This is a genomic window from Alishewanella sp. HL-SH05 (genome assembly GCF_052655985.1).
This window is the reverse complement of sequence record NZ_CP199753.1, coordinates 263,647-283,239: the sequence shown is the minus strand read 5'-3', so window position 1 is coordinate 283,239 and position 19,593 is coordinate 263,647. Positions and strand designations below refer to the sequence as shown.

The 19,593-nt window shown below is 45.2% G+C and carries 13 protein-coding genes and 1 riboswitch; of the genes, 4 read left to right on the top strand and 9 right to left on the bottom strand.

Going from position 1 to position 19,593, the window contains the following annotated elements; all coding sequences use genetic code 11:
* Positions 1–9: 9 nt before the first annotated feature.
* On the bottom strand, positions 10–1,341 hold the full coding sequence (locus ACUJFL_RS01340; protein WP_445428258.1) for a GH1 family beta-glucosidase: 1,332 nt from the start codon (positions 1,339–1,341) through the stop codon (positions 10–12).
* A gap of 264 nt (positions 1,342–1,605) precedes the next feature.
* Between ACUJFL_RS01340 and ACUJFL_RS01335 the strand changes: the two genes are divergently transcribed.
* A complete protein-coding gene (locus ACUJFL_RS01335) occupies positions 1,606–2,571 on the top strand; it encodes a glycoside hydrolase family 16 protein (protein ID WP_445428257.1) in 966 nt (321 codons plus the stop codon).
* Between the two features lie 56 nt (positions 2,572–2,627).
* Here the strand turns inward: ACUJFL_RS01335 and ACUJFL_RS01330 are convergent, their stop codons facing one another.
* The 5 genes from ACUJFL_RS01330 to ACUJFL_RS01310 all read right to left on the bottom strand — a co-directional run bounded on the left by ACUJFL_RS01330 (position 2,628) and on the right by ACUJFL_RS01310 (position 10,489).
* Positions 2,628–4,118 (bottom strand): tryptophan halogenase family protein, encoded by a 1,491-nt coding sequence (locus ACUJFL_RS01330; protein WP_445428256.1) that lies wholly within the window; start codon positions 4,116–4,118, stop codon positions 2,628–2,630.
* A 25-nt stretch (positions 4,119–4,143) separates the two neighbouring features.
* Positions 4,144–5,142 (bottom strand): cupin-like domain-containing protein, encoded by a 999-nt coding sequence (locus ACUJFL_RS01325; protein ID WP_445428255.1) that lies wholly within the window; start codon positions 5,140–5,142, stop codon positions 4,144–4,146.
* A gap of 1 nt (position 5,143) precedes the next feature.
* Entirely contained in the window at positions 5,144–5,851 is a 708-nt protein-coding gene (locus ACUJFL_RS01320; RefSeq protein WP_445428254.1) for a SapC family protein, read from the bottom strand.
* A 10-nt stretch (positions 5,852–5,861) separates the two neighbouring features.
* The gene (locus ACUJFL_RS01315) at positions 5,862–7,469 is read right to left on the bottom strand and encodes a tryptophan halogenase family protein (RefSeq protein WP_445428253.1); all 1,608 of its coding nucleotides are present in this window, start codon (positions 7,467–7,469) and stop codon (positions 5,862–5,864) included.
* A gap of 62 nt (positions 7,470–7,531) precedes the next feature.
* Entirely contained in the window at positions 7,532–10,489 is a 2,958-nt protein-coding gene (locus ACUJFL_RS01310) for a TonB-dependent receptor (protein ID WP_445428252.1), read from the bottom strand.
* Between the two features lie 584 nt (positions 10,490–11,073).
* Positions 11,074–11,243: riboswitch (yybP-ykoY riboswitch) on the top strand.
* Between the two features lie 7 nt (positions 11,244–11,250).
* On the opposite strand from ACUJFL_RS01310, the gene ACUJFL_RS01305 reads away from it, so the two are divergent.
* Positions 11,251–11,808, top strand: coding sequence for a manganese efflux pump MntP (locus ACUJFL_RS01305; RefSeq protein ID WP_226750637.1), 558 nt, complete (start codon positions 11,251–11,253; stop codon positions 11,806–11,808).
* 390 nt (positions 11,809–12,198) lie between these two features.
* A complete protein-coding gene (locus tag ACUJFL_RS01300; protein ID WP_226750638.1) occupies positions 12,199–12,759 on the top strand; it encodes a DUF4287 domain-containing protein in 561 nt (186 codons plus the stop codon).
* 178 nt (positions 12,760–12,937) lie between these two features.
* Here the strand turns inward: ACUJFL_RS01300 and glmS are convergent, their stop codons facing one another.
* From glmS to ACUJFL_RS01285, 3 genes are all read right to left on the bottom strand, one after another.
* Positions 12,938–14,767: a glutamine--fructose-6-phosphate transaminase (isomerizing) gene (gene glmS / locus ACUJFL_RS01295; protein WP_306177463.1), complete on the bottom strand. Its 1,830-nt coding sequence runs from the start codon at positions 14,765–14,767 to the stop codon at positions 12,938–12,940.
* Positions 14,768–14,813: 46 nt separating this feature from the next.
* Positions 14,814–15,581 (bottom strand): DeoR/GlpR family DNA-binding transcription regulator, encoded by a 768-nt coding sequence (locus ACUJFL_RS01290; protein WP_229586173.1) that lies wholly within the window; start codon positions 15,579–15,581, stop codon positions 14,814–14,816.
* 275 nt (positions 15,582–15,856) lie between these two features.
* Positions 15,857–16,423, bottom strand: coding sequence for a DUF1439 domain-containing protein (locus tag ACUJFL_RS01285; protein WP_226750641.1), 567 nt, complete (start codon positions 16,421–16,423; stop codon positions 15,857–15,859).
* A 257-nt stretch (positions 16,424–16,680) separates the two neighbouring features.
* On the opposite strand from ACUJFL_RS01285, the gene ACUJFL_RS01280 reads away from it, so the two are divergent.
* Entirely contained in the window at positions 16,681–19,533 is a 2,853-nt protein-coding gene (locus ACUJFL_RS01280) for an EAL domain-containing protein (protein WP_445428251.1), read from the top strand.
* Positions 19,534–19,593: the final 60 nt, after the last annotated feature.

The following is a 19,593-nucleotide window of genomic DNA, read 5'->3' as shown; positions in this document are numbered from 1 at the left end:
AGACCCGAGTTAACGCCGGTTAGCGAACACGTCACGTAACGCTATGGCACTATTCTTTAAGGTACGTTGTTGCGTAACATAATCAACATAAACAATACCAAAGCGTTTCGCATAGCCTTCAGCCCATTCAAAATTGTCCATCAAGCTCCAGGCGAAATAACCCTGTATATCAACACCCGCCTTGATGGCATCTTCCGTAGCTTGTAAGTGTTGCTGAAAATAATCTACCCGATGCTGATCGGCGACTTTATCTTGCAGCAAACTATCCGGCATGGCGGCCCCATTTTCAGTAATATAAATGGGCGGCAACGTATAACGCTGGTGCAACGCCAGCAGAATTTCAGTTAAGCCTTTTGGATATATTTCCCAGCCCATATCCGTTAATGGCGGTGTTGTTGGTGGTACATCACTGAACCAGCCTTTTTCATTGGCCCGATAGACAGTGCGGGTGTAGTAGTTTACGCCGAGGAAATCTATTGGTTCAGCAATAATCGCCATATCACCGTCAACCCTTAAAGGTTGTTCATCAGTAGCTAATTCAGCTAACAAAGGAGGGTAGCTGCCTTCGAGTAGCGGTTGCAGATACCACTGATTATGATACTGATCCGCCATCTCGGCCGCACGCACATCGGCTGCACTGTTAGAAGCCGGGTGACACGGGCTAAAATTAAGCACAATGCCATTTTTAGCATGTGGAGCATTTTTCCGCAGCACGCGCATGGCTAACCCATGCGCTAACAACAAATGATGGGCGGCTTGTCGACCTTGTTGCCGATTTTGAAACCCTGGTGCGTGGATCCCCGCTTCATAACTGAGATAAGCACTACAAAACGGCTCATTTAGCGTGGCATAAGAGTACACCTTATCCCCAAAAGCCTTTGTTACGATATCGGTATACTCGGCAAATTTATAAGCGGTGTTCCGGTTTAACCAACCACCGTGATCTTCAAGATATTGCGGTAAATCCCAATGATAAAGTGTCACGAAAGCCTTAATTTTTTTGGCTTGCAGCGCATCAAGTAACTGCTGATAAAAAGCTAAGCCAGCCTCGTTAATACTACCATCACGGTTAATCACCCGCCCCCAAGCAATCGAGAACCGATAGGCATCAACACCTAAACCGGCAATCAGCTCAATATCATCAGGCCAACGAGCAACATGATCACAAGCCACTTTGCCGTCGGAATTATCTTTGATCCGACCCGGCGTATCACAGAAGGTATCCCAGATGCACGGCTCACGACTATCAGCCGCACCTTCTATCTGAAAAGAAGAGGTTGCTACGCCAAAAACAAAGTTAGGCTGCAATAAAGGAGAGGTTTTTGCTAGAGTTATCTTCATCAGTTCTGCCAAGGTTCGCTAAAGCCGAAAGTCGCTGCAACAATACAAAGTAGTTACTTGCAGCACGGTATTATGCTATATATGAAAGCGCTTACATCATACTAGACGGCCTAGACACTGTCGTCAAATATAATACGCATAAGCGCTTAACGGCATAAAGAGTCACATCACGGATTGTACCGCATATCAGTACAGCAAGCTTTTTAGTTAGACTTTTCTTTTAAAAATAACCCCAGGTGAACACTGGATACCTAAGAGGCAATAATGCGTTTTAATTTACCTTTACTGGCTATTAGTAGCACGTTGGCGTTAGTCGCTTGCAATCAGCTACCCGAACTCAGCACGCCGTCGGCCAACATCGCTTTTGCAGCCCCAGCGGGTTGGCAATTAGTTTGGCATGATGAATTTGAGGGTAAACAGCTCGATCGAAGCAAATGGACCCCAGAGCAAAATTGCTGGGGCGGCGGTAATGATGAGCAACAATGCTATACCGACCGACCAGAAAACATCATGGTAAAAGATGGCCTGTTACACCTCATCGCGCGAGCAGAAAACTTCTCCGGCCCAGATATTGTTGAAGATGCCGCGAGCTTTGATTCCAAGCGACAACGCACCTTACCTTACACATCTGGCCGCATTCGCAGCAAAGGCCAAGGTGACTGGCGTTATGGCCGCATCGACGTCAGCGCCAAATTACCCGGCGGTCAAGGCAGTTGGCCGGCGATTTGGATGCTACCCACCGATAACGTTTATGGTGCCTGGCCGTTATCAGGCGAAATTGACATTATGGAAGCGGTCAATCTCGGCACCCAATCAGATGAAGAAAATGCGGCAATGGGTGAGCCAGAGCGACGCATCCACGGCACTTTACATTATGGCAAACGCGCGCCGAACAATACTTATTCTGGAGAAAGCTACAAATTACCAGCAGGCGCCAGCCCCACTGACGGCTTTAATACCTACAGCATTGAATGGGAAGAGGGTGAAATCCGCTGGTACATGAATGGTGTGCATTATGCCACCCGCACCAGTGCCGATTGGTTTACCGATGCCGCACAAATTATGCCCGGCATAGGTGAGCATGCGCCCTTTGATCAGCGTTTTCATCTTCTGTTAAATTTAGCGGTGGGCGGCAATTGGGCAGGCAACGTTAATGAAAAAGGTATCGACGCTGGCATATTCCCACAACGAATGCAGGTTGATTTTGTCAGGGTGTATCAAAAACGCTGATTAACAAAACAAAAAGCCGCTACAGACGACTGTAGCGGCTTTTTTTAAGATTAATATTATTTGCTCATCGCGGGGCAATAGCTTTGTAAAAACGTCTGATGACTGGGTAATTGCGCCACTAACCGCTGATTTTGCACTTTGATTTGGTTGAGGAAATGACTCAGTTCCTCTTCACTCATTTGATCCACTATCGGATGATAGTGCTCAGGCAGCAAACCTTGGCCCAACATCACTTGCGTCCATGAGTTCTCACCAAATAACTCATTCGGCACTTTAAATACTCGGCCCGTTTCTTTAAACAAACGAATACGATGGGCAAGTGATTCAGGAATAGGCATGCTTTGACAGTGTCGCCAAAATGCCGTGTCGCGCCGCGCCGTCACATTGTAGTGCAAAATAATAAAATCACGAATATTCAGCACTTCATGTTCAGTTTGCTGATTAAACTCATCCACATCTGCTTGGCTGACACCATTAACTGGGAACATTTGTAACAAACGCACGATACTGCGTTGAACCAAGTGAATACTGGTCGACTCTAGCGGCTCAAGAAAGCCACTGGCCAAACCCAAGGCGATACAGTTTTTGTTCCAGTGCTTACGGCGCATGCCGGTTTTGAATTTGATCAGTCGAGGTTCGGTCAGTAACTCACCACTGACATTGGCCAGCAACAACGCTTTTGCCTCATCATCTGAATAATACTTACTGCAATACACTAAACCATTACCGACACGATGTTGCAGTGGTATTTGCCACTGCCAGCCAGCACCGTGAGCGATAGAACGAGTATAAGGCACCGGCTCACGCGTAGCGCGAGTTTGTACCGCAATCGCTGAGTCGCAAGGCAACCAGTGGCTCCAATCATCAAAGCCCGTATGTAAAGTTTGCTCAATTAACAGTGCGCGAAAGCCCGTACAATCAATAAATAAATCGCCAGCAATGAGATCACCGCTCGTCATCTGTAACGCTGTAATATTGCCGCTTTGCTCACAGGTTTCAACCTTGGCAATTTTACCTTCAATCCGCGTTGCACCATGTTTCTCAGCCATATTCCGTAAAAACTTTGCATATAAACCGGCATCGAAGTGAAAAGCATAATTTAGGGAACGATTCGGTAAATGCGCAAACTTTGCCGCTTTTGACGCCAATAACTCCGGACAATAATCACCGTAATCACTGGCTAAGCCGATTTGCTGACCTTTTAACCAGAAATGCTGAAAGCCCGCCGCCCAGCAATCTTGGCCAGTGGTTCCAAAGGAGTGAATGTAGTCTTGGCCTTGATCGCGCCAGTTTTCAAATTGAATACCCAGTTTAAAAGTAGCTTGAGTCGCCGCCATAAACTCTGCTTCGTTAATGCCTAGCAGTTTATGTAACGTCAATAACGGCGGTATGGTCGCCTCACCGACACCAACCGTGCCGATATCCTCACTTTCAACTAAACAAATTTGAAAATGTTTACCCATTAACTTGGCGATAGCGGCAGCCGCCATCCAACCAGCGGTTCCACCACCGGCAATCACCACGCGTTTAATTGCTTGCGACTGCATTTGGACCTCGTTGTTATAGATTGAGTTATCGGTTAAGTTTATTTAACAGTTCAGCACGCACTTGCCGTGCCACAGGCTCAGTTAATGAACCTTGCAAACCACGTAAATGTTCAGGAATATGCGCAATTTGTTCTTCACCAAACACATAATGCTCAAAGTGTGCACGCCATGCCGCCTTTTGCTCTGCCGGTAAAGAGTTAATACTCAGCATCGCCAGCTGCAATGCCAGCTGTGGGCTGGGCAAATAACTAGGGCAGTCGCGCCACCAAAAATTCATTAGTACATTGAGCGAGCTTAACGCTTCTACATGATGCCACCACATACTGGGAATAATGAGCGCATCACCAGGACCAAGTTCTACCACTTGCGCATGTTTCATCGCTTCGGCGAATTTTGGAAATTGTGTCAGATCGGGGCTGGTAAAATCGACCAAACTAATCGCTCGGCCTGCAGGCGAAACATCCAGCGGGCCAATGTACAAATTGGCTAATTGTTCAGGTGGAAACAAGGTGAAACGTCGACGCCCAGCCACTACCACCGCCAAATTTTGCGGAAGATCAGAGTGCGCTGCTACACGACTTTGATTGCCAATCCATAAGCTGACCAGCGGATCTTTACCCTGTTGCGCCAACGCCGGCACGTGTTGTTGTTGCAACCACTGCGGAAACCAACGAGGTACCAAAGTAGCACCAACATACCAGTGCGCTTTATCCTGTGATGCCGCTAACAATTGCCCAAGTTTGGCATTTACCGGCTGAAAGTTAAAACCACTAAAGTTAGTATTGTAAAATACTCGGCCAACACTACCCGCCTCACTGATATAAGCGGTAAGTGGTTCACCACTATAGTGGCTAAGCAAATAATCATTAATGGCGGGCTGCCCTTGCTTAGCCGCACAAACTGCAGGCCAGTGCGCAGCAAAATCAGGCAAGTGCAGCGGTATCGAGCTATTCAGTACATCACTGCTGATGCTATCCGCGGTTACGCCGGTTAAGCTTGCTACCGGTTGCGCTGCAGGCCACATCTTAGCTGCTTGCCAAAAGCTGATTCTTAAAACCAATCAACCGCGCAAACTGTGCTTGCGAGGCCAGCATCATGTAAATGGCCTCTAAGTATCCCGCCTGCTGTAACTGCAACAATTGCTCGCCGCTCAGTTGCGCTAACCGTGGCTCGTTGATCGTATAGAAACCATGCAAACTGTGCTGCTGGCCATTATTTAACGTAACATCAAGTACAAAAGACTCAATCAACTCCAGTGCCAATAGTTGCTGCGTAAAGGCCTTAGCGTCGGTAACGCCATGATGCAAAGTCTCTAATTGTGCCGCAACTTGCTGCAAATAAGACGTTTGACCACCAAACTCTAAAAACAACGGCTCACCCGAAGCGCTATTGACTCTCGGATGCGAGGTATCGATATTGATCACGCGCTCACCCTGTTGCAGGCCAATGGTAAAAGGCTCACGAAGGATATCTAGCGGCACATAACCCGCTTGCCATCCTTGCTGCTGCAAAAATAGGTTTTCACCCGATTGAAAACCGAGCAATAACACCGGCATAAATTGGCCGCTTTGGCCGTCTTTATAAAATAAGACGGGATAATAGGCTTGGGCAGCGCGGAATTCAGCTGGAAAACTCAAACAAAACATTTTGTTATCGCCAAGCTCTAGGCTGCGCTCAGTAAGGATTTTCACACCAAGATGGTCAACGTTATTGAGTAATTCGATAGTAGCCATCGGCTCCCCTTTAAATCTTTTGTAAGCCATGAGCTTTAATTTGGTTTAATAATTCGCGATTACTGACCAAGCCCGCTCTGAGTTGTTGTGTTTTTTGTTGTACTTCGGCAAACGCTTGGTTAGCACGTAATCCTAAGCTTGCCTTTATTGGCCGCTCACTACTAGGTAAATGTCGCATGCCATACAAAATATACTGGTAACTGGCAGCCGGAAACAATTCTTCAGCCATCGGTAAATCATAACGACTTGGCACAAATTGTTGCCACATCATCAACTTTTCTTGCAGTGACGAAGGTATCGAGCTGTCGGCACGCTGGGCCAGCCAATAATCGCTATCATCACGTGTCGACAACACATAATGCAATTTTAAAAACTCGACGATTTGTTGCCAACGATAACTAAAGGTTTGATTAAAGCGCTCACCGATCACGGCCTGTTGTGCCAAACTGCGTGGCAATTGCTCGCTAATAAACTTGGCCGATAACTCAACCATCACCAAGGCAGACGCTTCCAGCGGCTCAATAAAGCCTGCCGCCATGCCAACTGCCACACAATTGTGCCGCCAAAACTGTTGGCGATAGCCCGGCGTAAACCGAATAAGCCTAGGCTGGTAGCGGGCTGTAAATGCCTGCTCTGATAATTGCAGGTACTGCGCAAGCGTGCTGACCGCCTGATCCTCGCCGGTATGGCCACTGTGATGCACAAAACCGACACCGCGACGGGTTGGTAAGCCGATATCCCATACCCAACCTTGTGATTGGGCAGTGGCCAAGGTTGCAGAGGCAATTGGCGTGTGTTCATCGTCGTAAGGCACTTGCACTGCCAAGGCACTGTCGTTTAACAAACAGTTTTGCACACTGACCAGGGGTGTTTGATAATGCTGGCCGATAAGTAAACTCTGTAACCCCGAGCAGTCCACAAATAGATCACCGGTTAAAGCACCATGCTCAGCCGTTTGCAAGGCGGCAACACGACCATCTATGTGGTTATGCACGGCAACAACATCATCCACAATATGCTTCACCCCAAGCCGTTTGGCATGCTGGCTTAGTAAGGCAACAAACTTTGCTGCATTAAGGTGATAGCCATAATTTTGTAAAAAGGCATATTCTGGAGTCGCGATGCGTTTGGGTGCTAAACCCGCAGCAATCACGGCAGGCTGGCTTGATACAGCAGCAGCAAACTCGACTTGCTGATGATGACCAAACCAAAAGTCAGCAATATCTAACTCATTGGCAGCTACTGGTGGCGTAAAAGGATGGTAATAACAATCTTGTGGTGATGAGCTACGCCATTGGCGAAACACACTGCCTTGTTTAAAGCTGGCATCGCAGCTAAGAATAAATTCTGTTTCAGAAATCCCAATACGCGCTAATGTCGCACGCATTGAAGGCCAAGTCCCCTCGCCAACACCAATGGTGGGCACAGAGGCAGACTCGATCAAACTGATATTGACATGTGGGTCTGTTTGATGATCTGCAGCTAAGATAGCGGCAGTAAGCCAACCCGCACTACCACCACCGACAACCACAATATCCACCTGCCTTTTAAAAAAAGGCTTTTTATTTTCAGTGTTTGCGGGATTATCTGTTGCGAGTGACTCGTTTGCTTGCATCATAACTACTTCTTGTAAAAAAGTAGCCATCTTACGATGGCTACTTATTTCAGGACAACGACATCTTAGAACGAATAACGCGCACCAATGGCAAAACGACGACCTGTTTCAGTATAATTCACTAATTGTAGTGTATTACGTTCATGAGAACGTACTGACTCGTCAGTTAAGTTAATGGCTTCAATAAAGAACGTTAAGTTCTCGGTATAATCGTAGCTGGCACTGGCGTCCCATTGACCATAAGCTTCAACGTAAATAGGGTTTTGCAAACCTAAAGTATTCACTGTGGAGGCAAGGAACTTGTCACGCCAGTTATAGGCCAAACGCGCTTGGAAACCGTCTTTATCGTAGAAACCGACGACGTTGTAGGTATCACTCATACCCAGCAACGCAAATTGCTCGCCACGACTGAAGTTGTCGTATTCAAAGTCACCATCAACAAAAGTTGCGTTGGCAATCACACCAAAGCCTGTTTCGCCAAATAAATGTTGTAAGGCTAATTCCCAGCCGTCTAAATTCGCATCATCTTGGTTAACCGGAATAGTGATATCAAATGTTGCAGCAGTATCGCCAGGTACACCTAAGATAAAGCCGTTTGCGTCAACCGTATCAGGGTAATTGGTTCTGATGTAGTTACGAATCGCTGTAGCATTATTGCCGACGGCAGCAACGGCTTCAGCATAACGAGGGCCTTGTGCCGGATGCGGTAAATTAAAGGTTTGCTCTTCAACGGTAGTACGACCGATAAAGTTCTTCGCCTTCTTCTTGAAGTAACCCACGGCCATGTAACTGCCTTCGTCGTAATACCACTCTAAAGACAAGTCTAGGTTGGTTGATTCAAACGGGTCTAGATCTGGGTTACCACGTCCACCGGTACCACCGTCAATCCGCACTAAGGCATTCAGCGTTTGTCCACCTTGGATATCGGCATAGCTTGGACGAGCCAATGTTTTACTGACCGAGGTACGGAAAATTACATCTTCAACCACTTCAATGTTGAAATCGACATTGGGCAGTACGTTAGTGTAATCACCGGTTAGCTCAGTAAAGTCACTTTCACCAGTGCTGATCAAGTTGAATTCGTTATCACCTGCCCAAGCAATACCACTGTAGACCGGTACTAAGGCGTTTGATGTAACGTCGGTTTTCTCGTAACGCACACCCGCGGTTAAGCCATAAAAACGCTCACCAATTTCACCGGAGAAATTTAACTGCACATAAGCAGCTTTTTGTTCTTCCGTAGTACGGCGGTCCGTGGTCATGTTAGACGAAGCACAGAACGAGGTACCGCAATCACCCACTTGACCCAAGGCACCATATTTATCATTGGCAATTTGGCGGATGGTATTGAAGTCCCAACGGAAGAACTCTTTCAGCATATCGCTGCTGGTGCTTGCGCTGAAGTTATCGCCCAACTGATCAAGCTGGAACACTGACGGATTGATATCGCCAGCGGCACCTAAACCACCCCAGTTATCTTGTTGCACGTTAGAGAATGCTGAACGGTTTTTGGTTTCTGAACTTGTTACACCAAAGTCAATGCTGTTTAAGATGCCATCGTCAAAGGTATAGTTTCCGCGAAGTTGCAGTTGGTCAATGTCACTGCGCATTTGGCTATTACGAAATGAACTACCGGTTACTCGCATATCTTCACCGCGAATACCAGTAAAACCGGGGGGATAACCAATGGCTAAAGTAGGTAAGTCAGTGTCAAAACGTGCGGTAGTGAGAGTACGCACGAAAGTCGCCATACCAATAACGTTGTTGCTACCAAAGGGGCTGTTTGGGCTAGAATCAGCTGACGAGCTATGATAGTCCAACTCTAACTTTAAGTTGTCACTTGCTTGCCAGTTAACATTGAAACCTAAAGACTTATTCTCGTTTACGGTTGAGAACTGCCCACCACCCATGGCTAAATCGCCAGGAGCACCAAAAGCTTCAGAATAGACAATGGGTGCTGCTACTGGGCCATCGCTCCACACACCTGAAGAAGGGCCGAAGTTAAACCAGGCAGAAACATCATTGTAACGATCTGACACTTCATTTTTTGCATAAGTGTAATCTAAGGTTGTTCTTACTGAGTCAACCGGTTGATACTGCAGTACTAACTGACCATTAGTACGGGTTCTTTCTACTTCATGAAACGCATAACCTAAGCTTTGTGGTACGGAGTAGATTGAGTCAGCAGCTGGGTAATTTTGATGAGCATTGGCACCATCAGGGATTAAACCACCCCAATCTGCATTACCACCATCCCAGTCAAAACCATTTACGGTGCCAGGAAAAGTTCGCCAGCCGCCGCTATTGGCTTGCTTGTTGCCGCTATCACGCTGCTGGTATGAGCCGCTAATGGCGACACCAAATTTGTCGTCATTAAAAGTATTGCTGTATAAGCCTGATAGCTCTGGCGTGATGCTGGCGCCTTCGTCAGTTGACTGGTCCATTACACCTTTGATACCAAAGCTGGCTTTCTCGCCGGGAGCATTCAATGGTTTAGTCGTTAAAATGTTAATGGTTGAGCCCATACCACCGGTAGCGATAGTGGCACGACCCGTTTTATACACTTCAACTCCTGAAATACCCTCAGAAGCGATGTTTGCAAAATCATACGAACGAGAAGATGAGGCTGAGGTCGCTTCCAGTGACGAAGCGGGCATTTGCCGGCCATTTAACATCACTAAGTTAAAATCTGGGCCAAAACCTCGCACCGTAACGCGGCTACCTTCACCGTTTGAACGGTCGATAGCCACACCCGTGATCCGTTGCAAGGATTCTGCAAGGTTAGTGTCTGGAAATTTACCAATATCTTCTGCAGAGATGGCATCAACCACGCCGACAGAGCTGCGTTTAACATCCATCGACTTAATTAAACTGCCACGAATGCCCGAAACTTGAATTATTTCAATATCACTGTTTTCGTCCGCAGCGGCTTCTTGCGCGAAACCAGGCGCCATCATGCCGGCGCCTGTAATCAGTGACAAACTCATCGCTATGCGCGACAGCTTGAAACGTGTTTGATTCATACCTTTCTCCCGTGTTTCCTGTATTTTTGCTATTTTATTATATGCTTCGCTTACATTTTAATGACATTTGCAGGCACAAAAATGTAAGCGCTTACACAACTTAGTTGATTAATATTTCTACGTCAAGACAGACCAGTAAAAAGATGCACAAATGTGTGGCAATAAAAGTTCACTTTTAGTGCACTGAGAACAATGAAAATAAAGGTTTCTGGCTAAAAAACTGCTGAAAAAAGGCTTTAATTACCAAATCACGCTAAATTGCCTTATTTTGGTGCACTACAATTTTTAGGGTACTTAGCTACCACTGTTTTCTCCGCACTTACCACTTGATGCAATCTTTACGCATAAAAACTTTCATCCTGCGAACGCACCAACAATTAACTCACTTCAACTATTAGCTGTTTTGCACAAATGGCAAAAATTCAGAACAGGCTCTTTCTAAAAAGATTTACTTTCCCTCAGTTCAAGACACTCTCTTTTCAAGAATGAAGTTCACCATCACACGCCTCGTTTGTTGACCCAGTTCAGTATGCCGCTCCACACCAACACGCTAAATTTGTCATTATTTAGGATAATTGTTAACATAAACCCTCGTTGGGGAGTAGCCTGCTTTCGAAATTTGGAAGAATTCGTATCAACATAATTGGCCACATGCCATGGTGCGAATACCTCTTGGTTGGCGAGACCATCGATATATCCATGCCCAAGGTCGGGCGTGTGGATATATCGTGGACTTGATATGCCCGACCGGAGCCAACTAAATGAACCCAATTCCGCTTATTTTACTTGCCTTTGCTATGTCCACAGATGCTTTCGCTGCTGCGATTGGTAAAGGTGCAACCCTTAAAAAACCACGATTGATAGAAGCTTTCAAAATCGGACTCATCTTTGGTTTTATCGAAGCAATCACGCCGCTTGTAGGCTGGTTAATAGGAAAGTCAGCCTCAGAATATGTAGAAGCTTGGGATCACTGGATTGCCTTTTCACTCTTGACGATTCTGGGTCTGCATATGATTTATGAAGGTACAAAGCCGGCTGGAAATGATGAAGAACAAGAAACTGGAAAGTCTTTATTTCGAATCTGCCTAACGGCATTTAGTACAAGCATTGACGCAATGGTGGTTGGTGTGAGTCTTGCGTTCATCAACGTCAACATTTGGATAGCCGCAGCTTTGATTGGATTTGCGACGACACTGATGGTGACTATTGGCATAATGCTAGGGCGTGCAATAGGCTCGGTTATAGGGCACAGAGCTGAGATTTTTGGCGGCCTTACGCTAATTGCGGTTGGGTCATTAACATTGTACAGTCATTTGTAATTTTTTTTCGAGGCACCAATCGTTGTGGAGGCCAGCAATCTTTTATTCGGTGCGGCCCCACGTATTATTAACACAGCGCACTGGCTCGACAGTTACTGGTACCCACAACGGGCATCGAGGCATTAGCACTTAACAGCGTTTTTTACTCGTCATATCTTTTAAACTCATACATCGATAATTACATGAATGGGATACTGACTGATAAAAGCGAGAAACAGAAACACCTCGCTGAACCATCACATATATGCGAAAGCCGGCTTTATCTCACAACCGAATATGTTTTCTAGTTTGTTTAAACTGTAAATTAAAGTTCAATAGGATTAATTTTCTCTGAATAATATTGATTGCATCATAACTGTAAGAGCTGCATATACAACATCGGAGGATGACATGGCAGACGTTCAGAAAGCCTTAGAAACACAAATCAAGAATATTGAAACGCGTACTGGGAAGACGATAGATCAGCTTAAATCGCTTGCTCAGGATTGCGGCCTCACCAAGCACAGCGAAATCGTCAATATGTTAAAAAGCGACCTTGGAGTTGGACATGGCGATGCAAACACCATTGCTCATTTAGCCAAAACATTAACTCAAACAGATAACAGCATTGTCGTCGGTCCAATTGATGCTCTTTATGTTGGCCCCAAAGCAGCTCTTCGCCAGATTCATGAATCGCTCCTTGCGCAAATGGAAAATTTTGGATCATTCGAGTCTGCTCCAAAACAAAAATACGTCAGCTACCGCAGAAAGAAGCAGTTTGCCACGATAGGCCCTGTAACCAAAACGCGAGTGGAACTTGGACTAAACATTAAAGAGCTTCCAGCTTCTCCGCGTCTCGAAAAGCTACCAGATGGGCAGATGTGCAAATTTCGCGTGAAGCTGACAGATGCAACGCAAGTTGATGCGGAGCTTATTGCATGGATAAAGATGGCTTATGACGCAGCAGGTTAGTAGCAGATCTGACAATTAACGAAGCTTTCTTAACCAATCCAGCTTCTCATAGCTTATGCCCATTACTGACTTCAGTAATGAACATAAGCTAGCATTTTTTTCTATACCAAATTTAGAGCAAATTATTTTTTACGTACCAAATACAATTTTCCCCAACAAAAAAAACAAAATCAATGGCTTATTCAACTGTTACACTTTTGGCCAAATTTCTTGGCTGATCTACGTCGGTGCCCTTAATGATTGCAACATAGTAGCTCAGCAGCTGCAATGGCAAGGTATACACCACTGGTGCCAACCATTCGTGAGTATGTGGTACATTGATCACTCGCATGGTGGCATCTGATTTAAACTGCGCGTCAGCATCGGCGAACACATACAAGATACCGCCACGGGCGCGCACTTCTTCGACGTTCGACTTCAGCTTTTCTAACAAGTCATTGTTTGGCGCGACAACGATGATCGGCATATCGGCATCAATTAACGCGAGCGGGCCATGTTTTAACTCGCCCGCGGCATAAGCCTCGGCATGAATGTATGAGATTTCTTTAAGTTTTAATGCACCTTCCATCGCAATCGGATACTGGTCACCACGGCCTAAAAATAGCGCATGGTGCTTATCAGCAAATTCTTCGGCTAAGGCTTCAATCTGTGGTGCCAACGCTAAAGTTTCTTCTAACTTGGCCGGTAAACTTTTCAGGGCATGAGTTAATTCACGCTGCTTTTCAAGGCTTAAGCCGTTGTATTTACCTACCGCCATGGTCAACATGGCTAAACCCACTAACTGCGTGGTAAATGCCTTAGTAGAGGCAACACCAATTTCTGCGCCAGCACGGGTCATAAAGGCTAAGTCAGATTCACGAACCAGTGATGAACCCGCCACGTTACAAATGGTTAAACTGCCTAAGTAACCGGCTTCTTTCGCTAAGCGCAGCGCGGCTAGGGTATCGGCGGTTTCACCTGATTGCGAGATACTGACCAATAAGCTGTTAGGCTGCACAAAAGATTTGCGGTAACGGAATTCTGAAGCGATTTCGACATTACAAGATACGCCGCCTAATGACTCCAACCAATAACGCGCCACCATACCAGAGTGATAACTGGTGCCACAGGCAACAATTTGAATATGCTTAACTTTTTTGAATAGCTCAGCTGCGCCATTACCAAAGGTTTCGTCTAGCACGCTATCATTGCTTAAACGGCCTTCTAAGGTGTTGTTGATCGCTTGTGGCTGCTCATAAGTTTCTTTGAGCATAAAGTGACGATATTGGCCTTTATCACCGGCATCGTAACTGACGTTAGATTCATGCACTTCACGCTCAACCGCGTTACCGTCTTTATCGAAAATACTGACGCTTTGTCGGGTAATTTCTGCTACATCGCCTTCTTCTAAAAACATAAAGCGACGGGTTACCGGCAATAAGGCCAGCTGATCAGAGGCAATAAAGTTCTCACCGATACCTAAACCAATCACCAAGGGGCTACCTGAACGGGCCACCACTACACGGCTAGGATCGGTTTTATCTAATAACACGGTACCGTAAGCGCCATGCAGCTGTTTTACCGTTGCTTGCACGGCTGCTAACAGTGAACTAGCTTGCTTTAATTCTTCTTCTACTAGGTGGGCAATTACTTCGGTATCGGTGTCTGAGGTAAACACATAACCTTTCGTTTTAAGCGCTTCGCGCAGCGGGTTATGATTTTCAATAATACCGTTGTGTACCACGATGATATTGCTAGAAATATGAGGGTGCGCATTGCGTTCACTTGGCTCACCATGCGTTGCCCAGCGCGTATGCGCAATACCCGTACCGCCAAGCACCGGCGCTAATGCCACCGCATCGGCTAGCTCTTTTACTTTACCTAAACGGCGTAAACGCTGTAACTCACCTTGCTGGTTAACAACCGCCACGCCGGCCGAGTCATAACCGCGATATTCTAAACGGCGCAAACCTTCAACTAAAATATCAACCACATCACGCTGCGCAACTGCGCCAACAATGCCACACATATTCTTACTCCGTTAAATTAACTAAAAGGGTTCGCAAAATTGCTATTTAATACGCTGCGCGGATCACGCTAACGCCTTGCTGTTCTATTTCCGCAGCCTGAGCAGCGGATAAACCGGTGTCGGTCACCAATACTTTGATCATTGACCAAGGTAATTCTAAATTGTGTATTTTTCGCCCCAACTTGTCTGATTCCAGCATCACGATGACTTCGCGCGAGACCTCAGCCATAACTCGGCTTAAGCTGTATAACTCATTGTAAGTAGTTGTACCGCGAGCTAAATCGATGCCATCGGCGCCAATAAACAGTTGGTCGAAGTCGTAATTACGTAACATTTGCTCGGCTAATTGCCCTTGAAACGCTTCAGACTGCGGATCCCAAGTACCGCCGGTTAAAAGTAGCGTCGGCTCGTTTTCCAACTCTCGCAAGGCATTGGCAATAGCTAATGAATTAGTCATGACCACAAGGCCACGTTTTTGCACTAGTTCTGGCAATAGCGCCGCCGTTGTGCGGCCACTGTCGATAATAATTCGGTAATGATCTTTAATCAGCGTCGCAGCCGCTTTAGCAATTGCTAACTTTCGTTCTGAAACTTTCGCTAAACTACTATCAGAAATAAAATCTTGTGGTACCGGCACAGCACCACCGTAACGACGTAATAATAAGCCGGCAGCCTCTAGGGCAGTTAAATCTTTACGGATGGTCACTTCGGACGTGTTAAATTGCTCCGCCAGCTGCTCAACGGTCACTTCGCCTTGTTTTTGCAATTGGGCAACAATCAAATGCCGACGCTGTTGTGTGTTACGTTTGTTCATTTCTTTCACTTAGTTTCGAAACGAAAGGCATTTTAGCGATTTCTGCTGCTTTTGCAAGCAATAGCAAAAAACCAAACGTATTAATGATAATTATTTGCATTTGCGTTTAGGTTGTTTTATAGTCTGCGCTATCAACGGATGGAGGTGAGCTTTTGCTCTGATACGGATGTTCTGGTCGTTGTTAATGTTGTCCTGCATTTATGGGGAGCTTAGGCTCCCCACTTTTTTACAACCACCTGCCACCTTGTTCTGTCTTAGCCGAGAAACGATAGCTGTTAACGACTTTTCCCCGCCGGTAAAAAGGCAATTCGCCCTTGTTGCACGGTCATATTTATCGGTAGTGCGGTTAATAATTTTACCGTTGGATCGCTGGTATCCAATTTATAAACTGGGTTAGTCGCCAAAAATTGATTCACTATCTGTAATAACTCATTGGTAACCGGCGTAAGGTTACCTCGGTAGCCTGCAGCTTCAATCGAAGAGTCGAGTAATTTTACTGAGCGCACAAATACCGCTTTTTGTTCCGCATCATAATAAGGAGCCCCTTCAACCTGCAGTTGCATACTGGCAGGATACGTTAAACCGAACAGGCTTAAGGTTGCCGAAGCAGCAGTGTTAATTTGCACCAGATCGCTATTATCCGGGCCAATTTTAACTGCCATACTGTCGACCGCCAGCTTTAAAGGGATCCCGGCAACATTGGCTTGTCGCGTTAACTCAGGGATTTGCTGGCTAATCATCTGCTCTAATTGTGTTTCAGAAACAGAGTAAACCGGCATTTGGCCCAATTGACTGCAACCGACCAGCAAAATCGTTAAAATAAATAACCCTATTTTTCGCATTATCTTGTCCTGTTTATTGAGTTAAGTTGCAGCCTTGCTAATAGGCTTTGATCTAATTAACCTTACCTTAGTTAAACTTAGTATAGGCTGAATGTGAGCAACGCTTACCTGTAAAGGCCTTTTTCTTTGCGTTAGCACGAATAATCCACGGTAAACTCCATGATGTTTTAGTTTTTTTGCCTGTTTTCAAAAGTAGATCAAACGTATTTTGTTACCTTATGCTAGCCTTGAAGCTAAGCTATAAGAATTAGGTGGCTATGACTGCATTACTGCAAAAGGTATTTAATCGCGTTTCACATGCCAATATTTTCGCGATCCCGGCAATAATCGCGTTGATTATTTTGATTTTTTCCCCCTTTGTCAGTCGGCTGATCCCTGGCATTAGCAACATAAATTACCTACCGCTACACTCTATTTTAGAAATTATTTCGGTTAGTTTTGCCTTTATGATTTTTGCCGTCAGTGCAGAGCGCATTCTGATCAGCATGAGTATCCGCACCGCGATCTTGGCTTGTGCTTTTTTGGCTGTAGTCTGTTTTGATTTATCGCATTTATTATCTTTTACTGGCATGCCTGACTATGTCACCCCTAGCGGCCCACAAAAAACCATTTATTTCTGGCTTGCAGCCCGCTTCACCGCCGCTGTAGCATTATTATTAGCAGTACTGCCACTGGCCAATCGGCCCATTAAACGAGCCGTCTTTGTAAGTATGCTGGTCATAACCGTAGCGATAATTGCGCTAGTACATATGGTTATTTTTTATCACGCCAACGCATTACCCACGGTCTATGTGCCACAGCAAGGCCTAACCTTAACCAAAATTGCTGCGGAATATCTGTTTATTAGTTTGAATATTCTGACCATCTTATGGATGCGCTTTGGCTATGCTCAAAACACTCACTATTATGCGCCAGCTTTATATACGGCAATGTGGTGCTTAGTCTGTAGCGGCTTTTACTTCACTTTATATCTTGATATGCATGACGCCTTTAATGCTGTTGGCCATGTTTTTAAAATTGCAGCTTATTTATTTTTGTACCGTGCGCTGCTGCATGAAGTGCTGAGCAAACCTTATTTAACGCTGATAGAACGAGAAGCGGATATCTCTGCCACTTTGGCGGCTATCCCTGATGTGTTATTTGAAGTGGATGATGAAGAGCGCTTTTGTCAGGTTAAAAATACCGATAAAGTCCCCATGTACCTGCCACCTGAGCATTTTTTAGGGAAAACCTTAGCGCAATGCATGCCGAAAGAGGCTTATATTGCGGGTCAAAAAGCTATTGCTCAAGCGCGCCAGTCAGGCCGCTCTGAACCTTGTAGTTATCCTTTACTTATCGAAGGTAAAGTTTTCTGGTTTCAAGTGATTGCTGCACGTCGACAAGCCAAGTCAAATAAACCTCACTTTGTCTTAGCGGTGCGAGATATCACCCAGCAAATGTTAGCGGAAGCGGAACTGAAGGTAAATGCGTTGGCATTTTATACCCGTGAAGGCATTATGATTACCGATGCCAATAATCATATTATTAAAGTCAACCCGGCTTTTTCTTTCATTACCGGCTATGAAGCCCATGAAGTCGTTGGCAAATCACCGTCAATATTAAGCTCGGGGCAACATGATGCCGCCTTTTACAAAAAAATGTGGCTAGCGCTAAGTGAAAACGGTTTATGGCAAGGTGAGATTTACAATAAACGCAAAAATGGTGAGATATTTCCTGAGCAAGTCGTTATCAATGCTTTAACCGATCAGCAAGGCACTGTTACTCATTATATCGCCAGCTTTAATGACATTAGCAAAGCAAAAGCAGACCAGCAATATATTCATCAATTGGCGTTTTATGACCCGCTGACCAAATTACCCAATCGACGTTTATTAATCGAGCGCACTGCGCAAGCACAAACGCATAGTGATCGCAGCGGGCATTACGCTGCCTTGTTTTTTATTGATCTCGACCACTTTAAACAACTGAATGATAGCCTTGGCCATTCATATGGTGATGAACTATTGCGGCAACTTAGTGAGCGTTTACAGCAGGCCATTCGGGAACAAGATACTTTAGCAAGACCAGGCGGCGATGAGTTTATTTTGTTAGCGCAATTCAACAGCAGTGAACTAACCAAAGCCACGGAGGATGCCCATCAGTTGGGCCACAAGTTATTAGAGATCATCAACAACCCTTTTGAATTGAAACAACATCACTATCAAATTTCAGCCAGTATTGGGATAGCGTTGTTTAACGATAATAAGAAAAATATTGATGATTTAATGTCTTCAGCTGATCTTGCGATGTATCACTCGAAAGAAATGGGGCGTAATCAACTGTACTTTTTCGAACCGGGAATGCACAAAACACTACGAAAAAAACAACGGTTAGAACAATCATTAAAACAAGCAATCAGTAAACAACAACTAAAATTGTTTTATCAACCTAAAGTTAATAGCCAAGGTCAGATCGTCAGCTACGAAGCACTGATCCGCTGGTTTCATCCAGAATTTGGTTTGATTACACCTAACGACTTTATCCCTTTAGCGGAAAACTCATATCTTATTAATGAAATAGGCGAATGGGTGTTAACAACGGCTTGTCAGCAAATACGCGTATTCCAACAACAAGGTACTCCTTTGCCCATTGCCGTTAATGTCAGCGAGCGACAATTAGTGCAGAAAAACTTTGTTGAAATTGTCAGCAGTATTGTGCAAAACAGTGGTATTGATCCCCACCTTTTAGAGCTTGAAATAACCGAAAGCATGCTTAATGAAGATTTGGAAAATACACGAATAAAACTACTGGCGTTAAGCAAGCTGGGCATCACATTTTCACTTGACGATTTTGGTACGGGTTATTCCTCGCTGATTTATTTAAAAAATCTACCGATCAACGTTCTTAAAATTGACCGATCTTTTGTGCATGAGTTTTTAACCCAAGAAACCGATTTGGCTATTGTAAAAACCATTATCGCCATGGCAAAGTCGTTATCATTGCATGTGGTTGCAGAAGGTGTTGAGCAACAAGAGCAATTTGAAATGTTAATGAGTTTAGGTTGCGATTTGTTTCAAGGCTACTTATTTGGTAAACCCGAGCCACTTACACCGCCAGAGCCGACAGAATAAGTCTGGTCGGCTCGCGAGCACATATTAAGTTATGTTATGCTCAAATCGCTACCCCAAGGG

Coding starts and splice junctions, on each gene's coding strand:
- ACUJFL_RS01340 (WP_445428258.1), bottom strand. CDS start 1,341: ATGAAGATAACTCTAGCAAAAACCTCTCCTTTATTGCAGCCTAACTTT.
- ACUJFL_RS01335 (WP_445428257.1), top strand. CDS start 1,606: ATGCGTTTTAATTTACCTTTACTGGCTATTAGTAGCACGTTGGCGTTA.
- ACUJFL_RS01330 (WP_445428256.1), bottom strand. CDS start 4,118: ATGCAGTCGCAAGCAATTAAACGCGTGGTGATTGCCGGTGGTGGAACC.
- ACUJFL_RS01325 (WP_445428255.1), bottom strand. CDS start 5,142: ATGTGGCCTGCAGCGCAACCGGTAGCAAGCTTAACCGGCGTAACCGCG.
- ACUJFL_RS01320 (WP_445428254.1), bottom strand. CDS start 5,851: ATGGCTACTATCGAATTACTCAATAACGTTGACCATCTTGGTGTGAAA.
- ACUJFL_RS01315 (WP_445428253.1), bottom strand. CDS start 7,469: ATGATGCAAGCAAACGAGTCACTCGCAACAGATAATCCCGCAAACACT.
- ACUJFL_RS01310 (WP_445428252.1), bottom strand. CDS start 10,489: ATGAATCAAACACGTTTCAAGCTGTCGCGCATAGCGATGAGTTTGTCA.
- ACUJFL_RS01305 (WP_226750637.1), top strand. CDS start 11,251: ATGAACCCAATTCCGCTTATTTTACTTGCCTTTGCTATGTCCACAGAT.
- ACUJFL_RS01300 (WP_226750638.1), top strand. CDS start 12,199: ATGGCAGACGTTCAGAAAGCCTTAGAAACACAAATCAAGAATATTGAA.
- glmS (WP_306177463.1), bottom strand. CDS start 14,767: ATGTGTGGCATTGTTGGCGCAGTTGCGCAGCGTGATGTGGTTGATATT.
- ACUJFL_RS01290 (WP_229586173.1), bottom strand. CDS start 15,581: ATGAACAAACGTAACACACAACAGCGTCGGCATTTGATTGTTGCCCAA.
- ACUJFL_RS01285 (WP_226750641.1), bottom strand. CDS start 16,423: ATGCGAAAAATAGGGTTATTTATTTTAACGATTTTGCTGGTCGGTTGC.
- ACUJFL_RS01280 (WP_445428251.1), top strand. CDS start 16,681: ATGACTGCATTACTGCAAAAGGTATTTAATCGCGTTTCACATGCCAAT.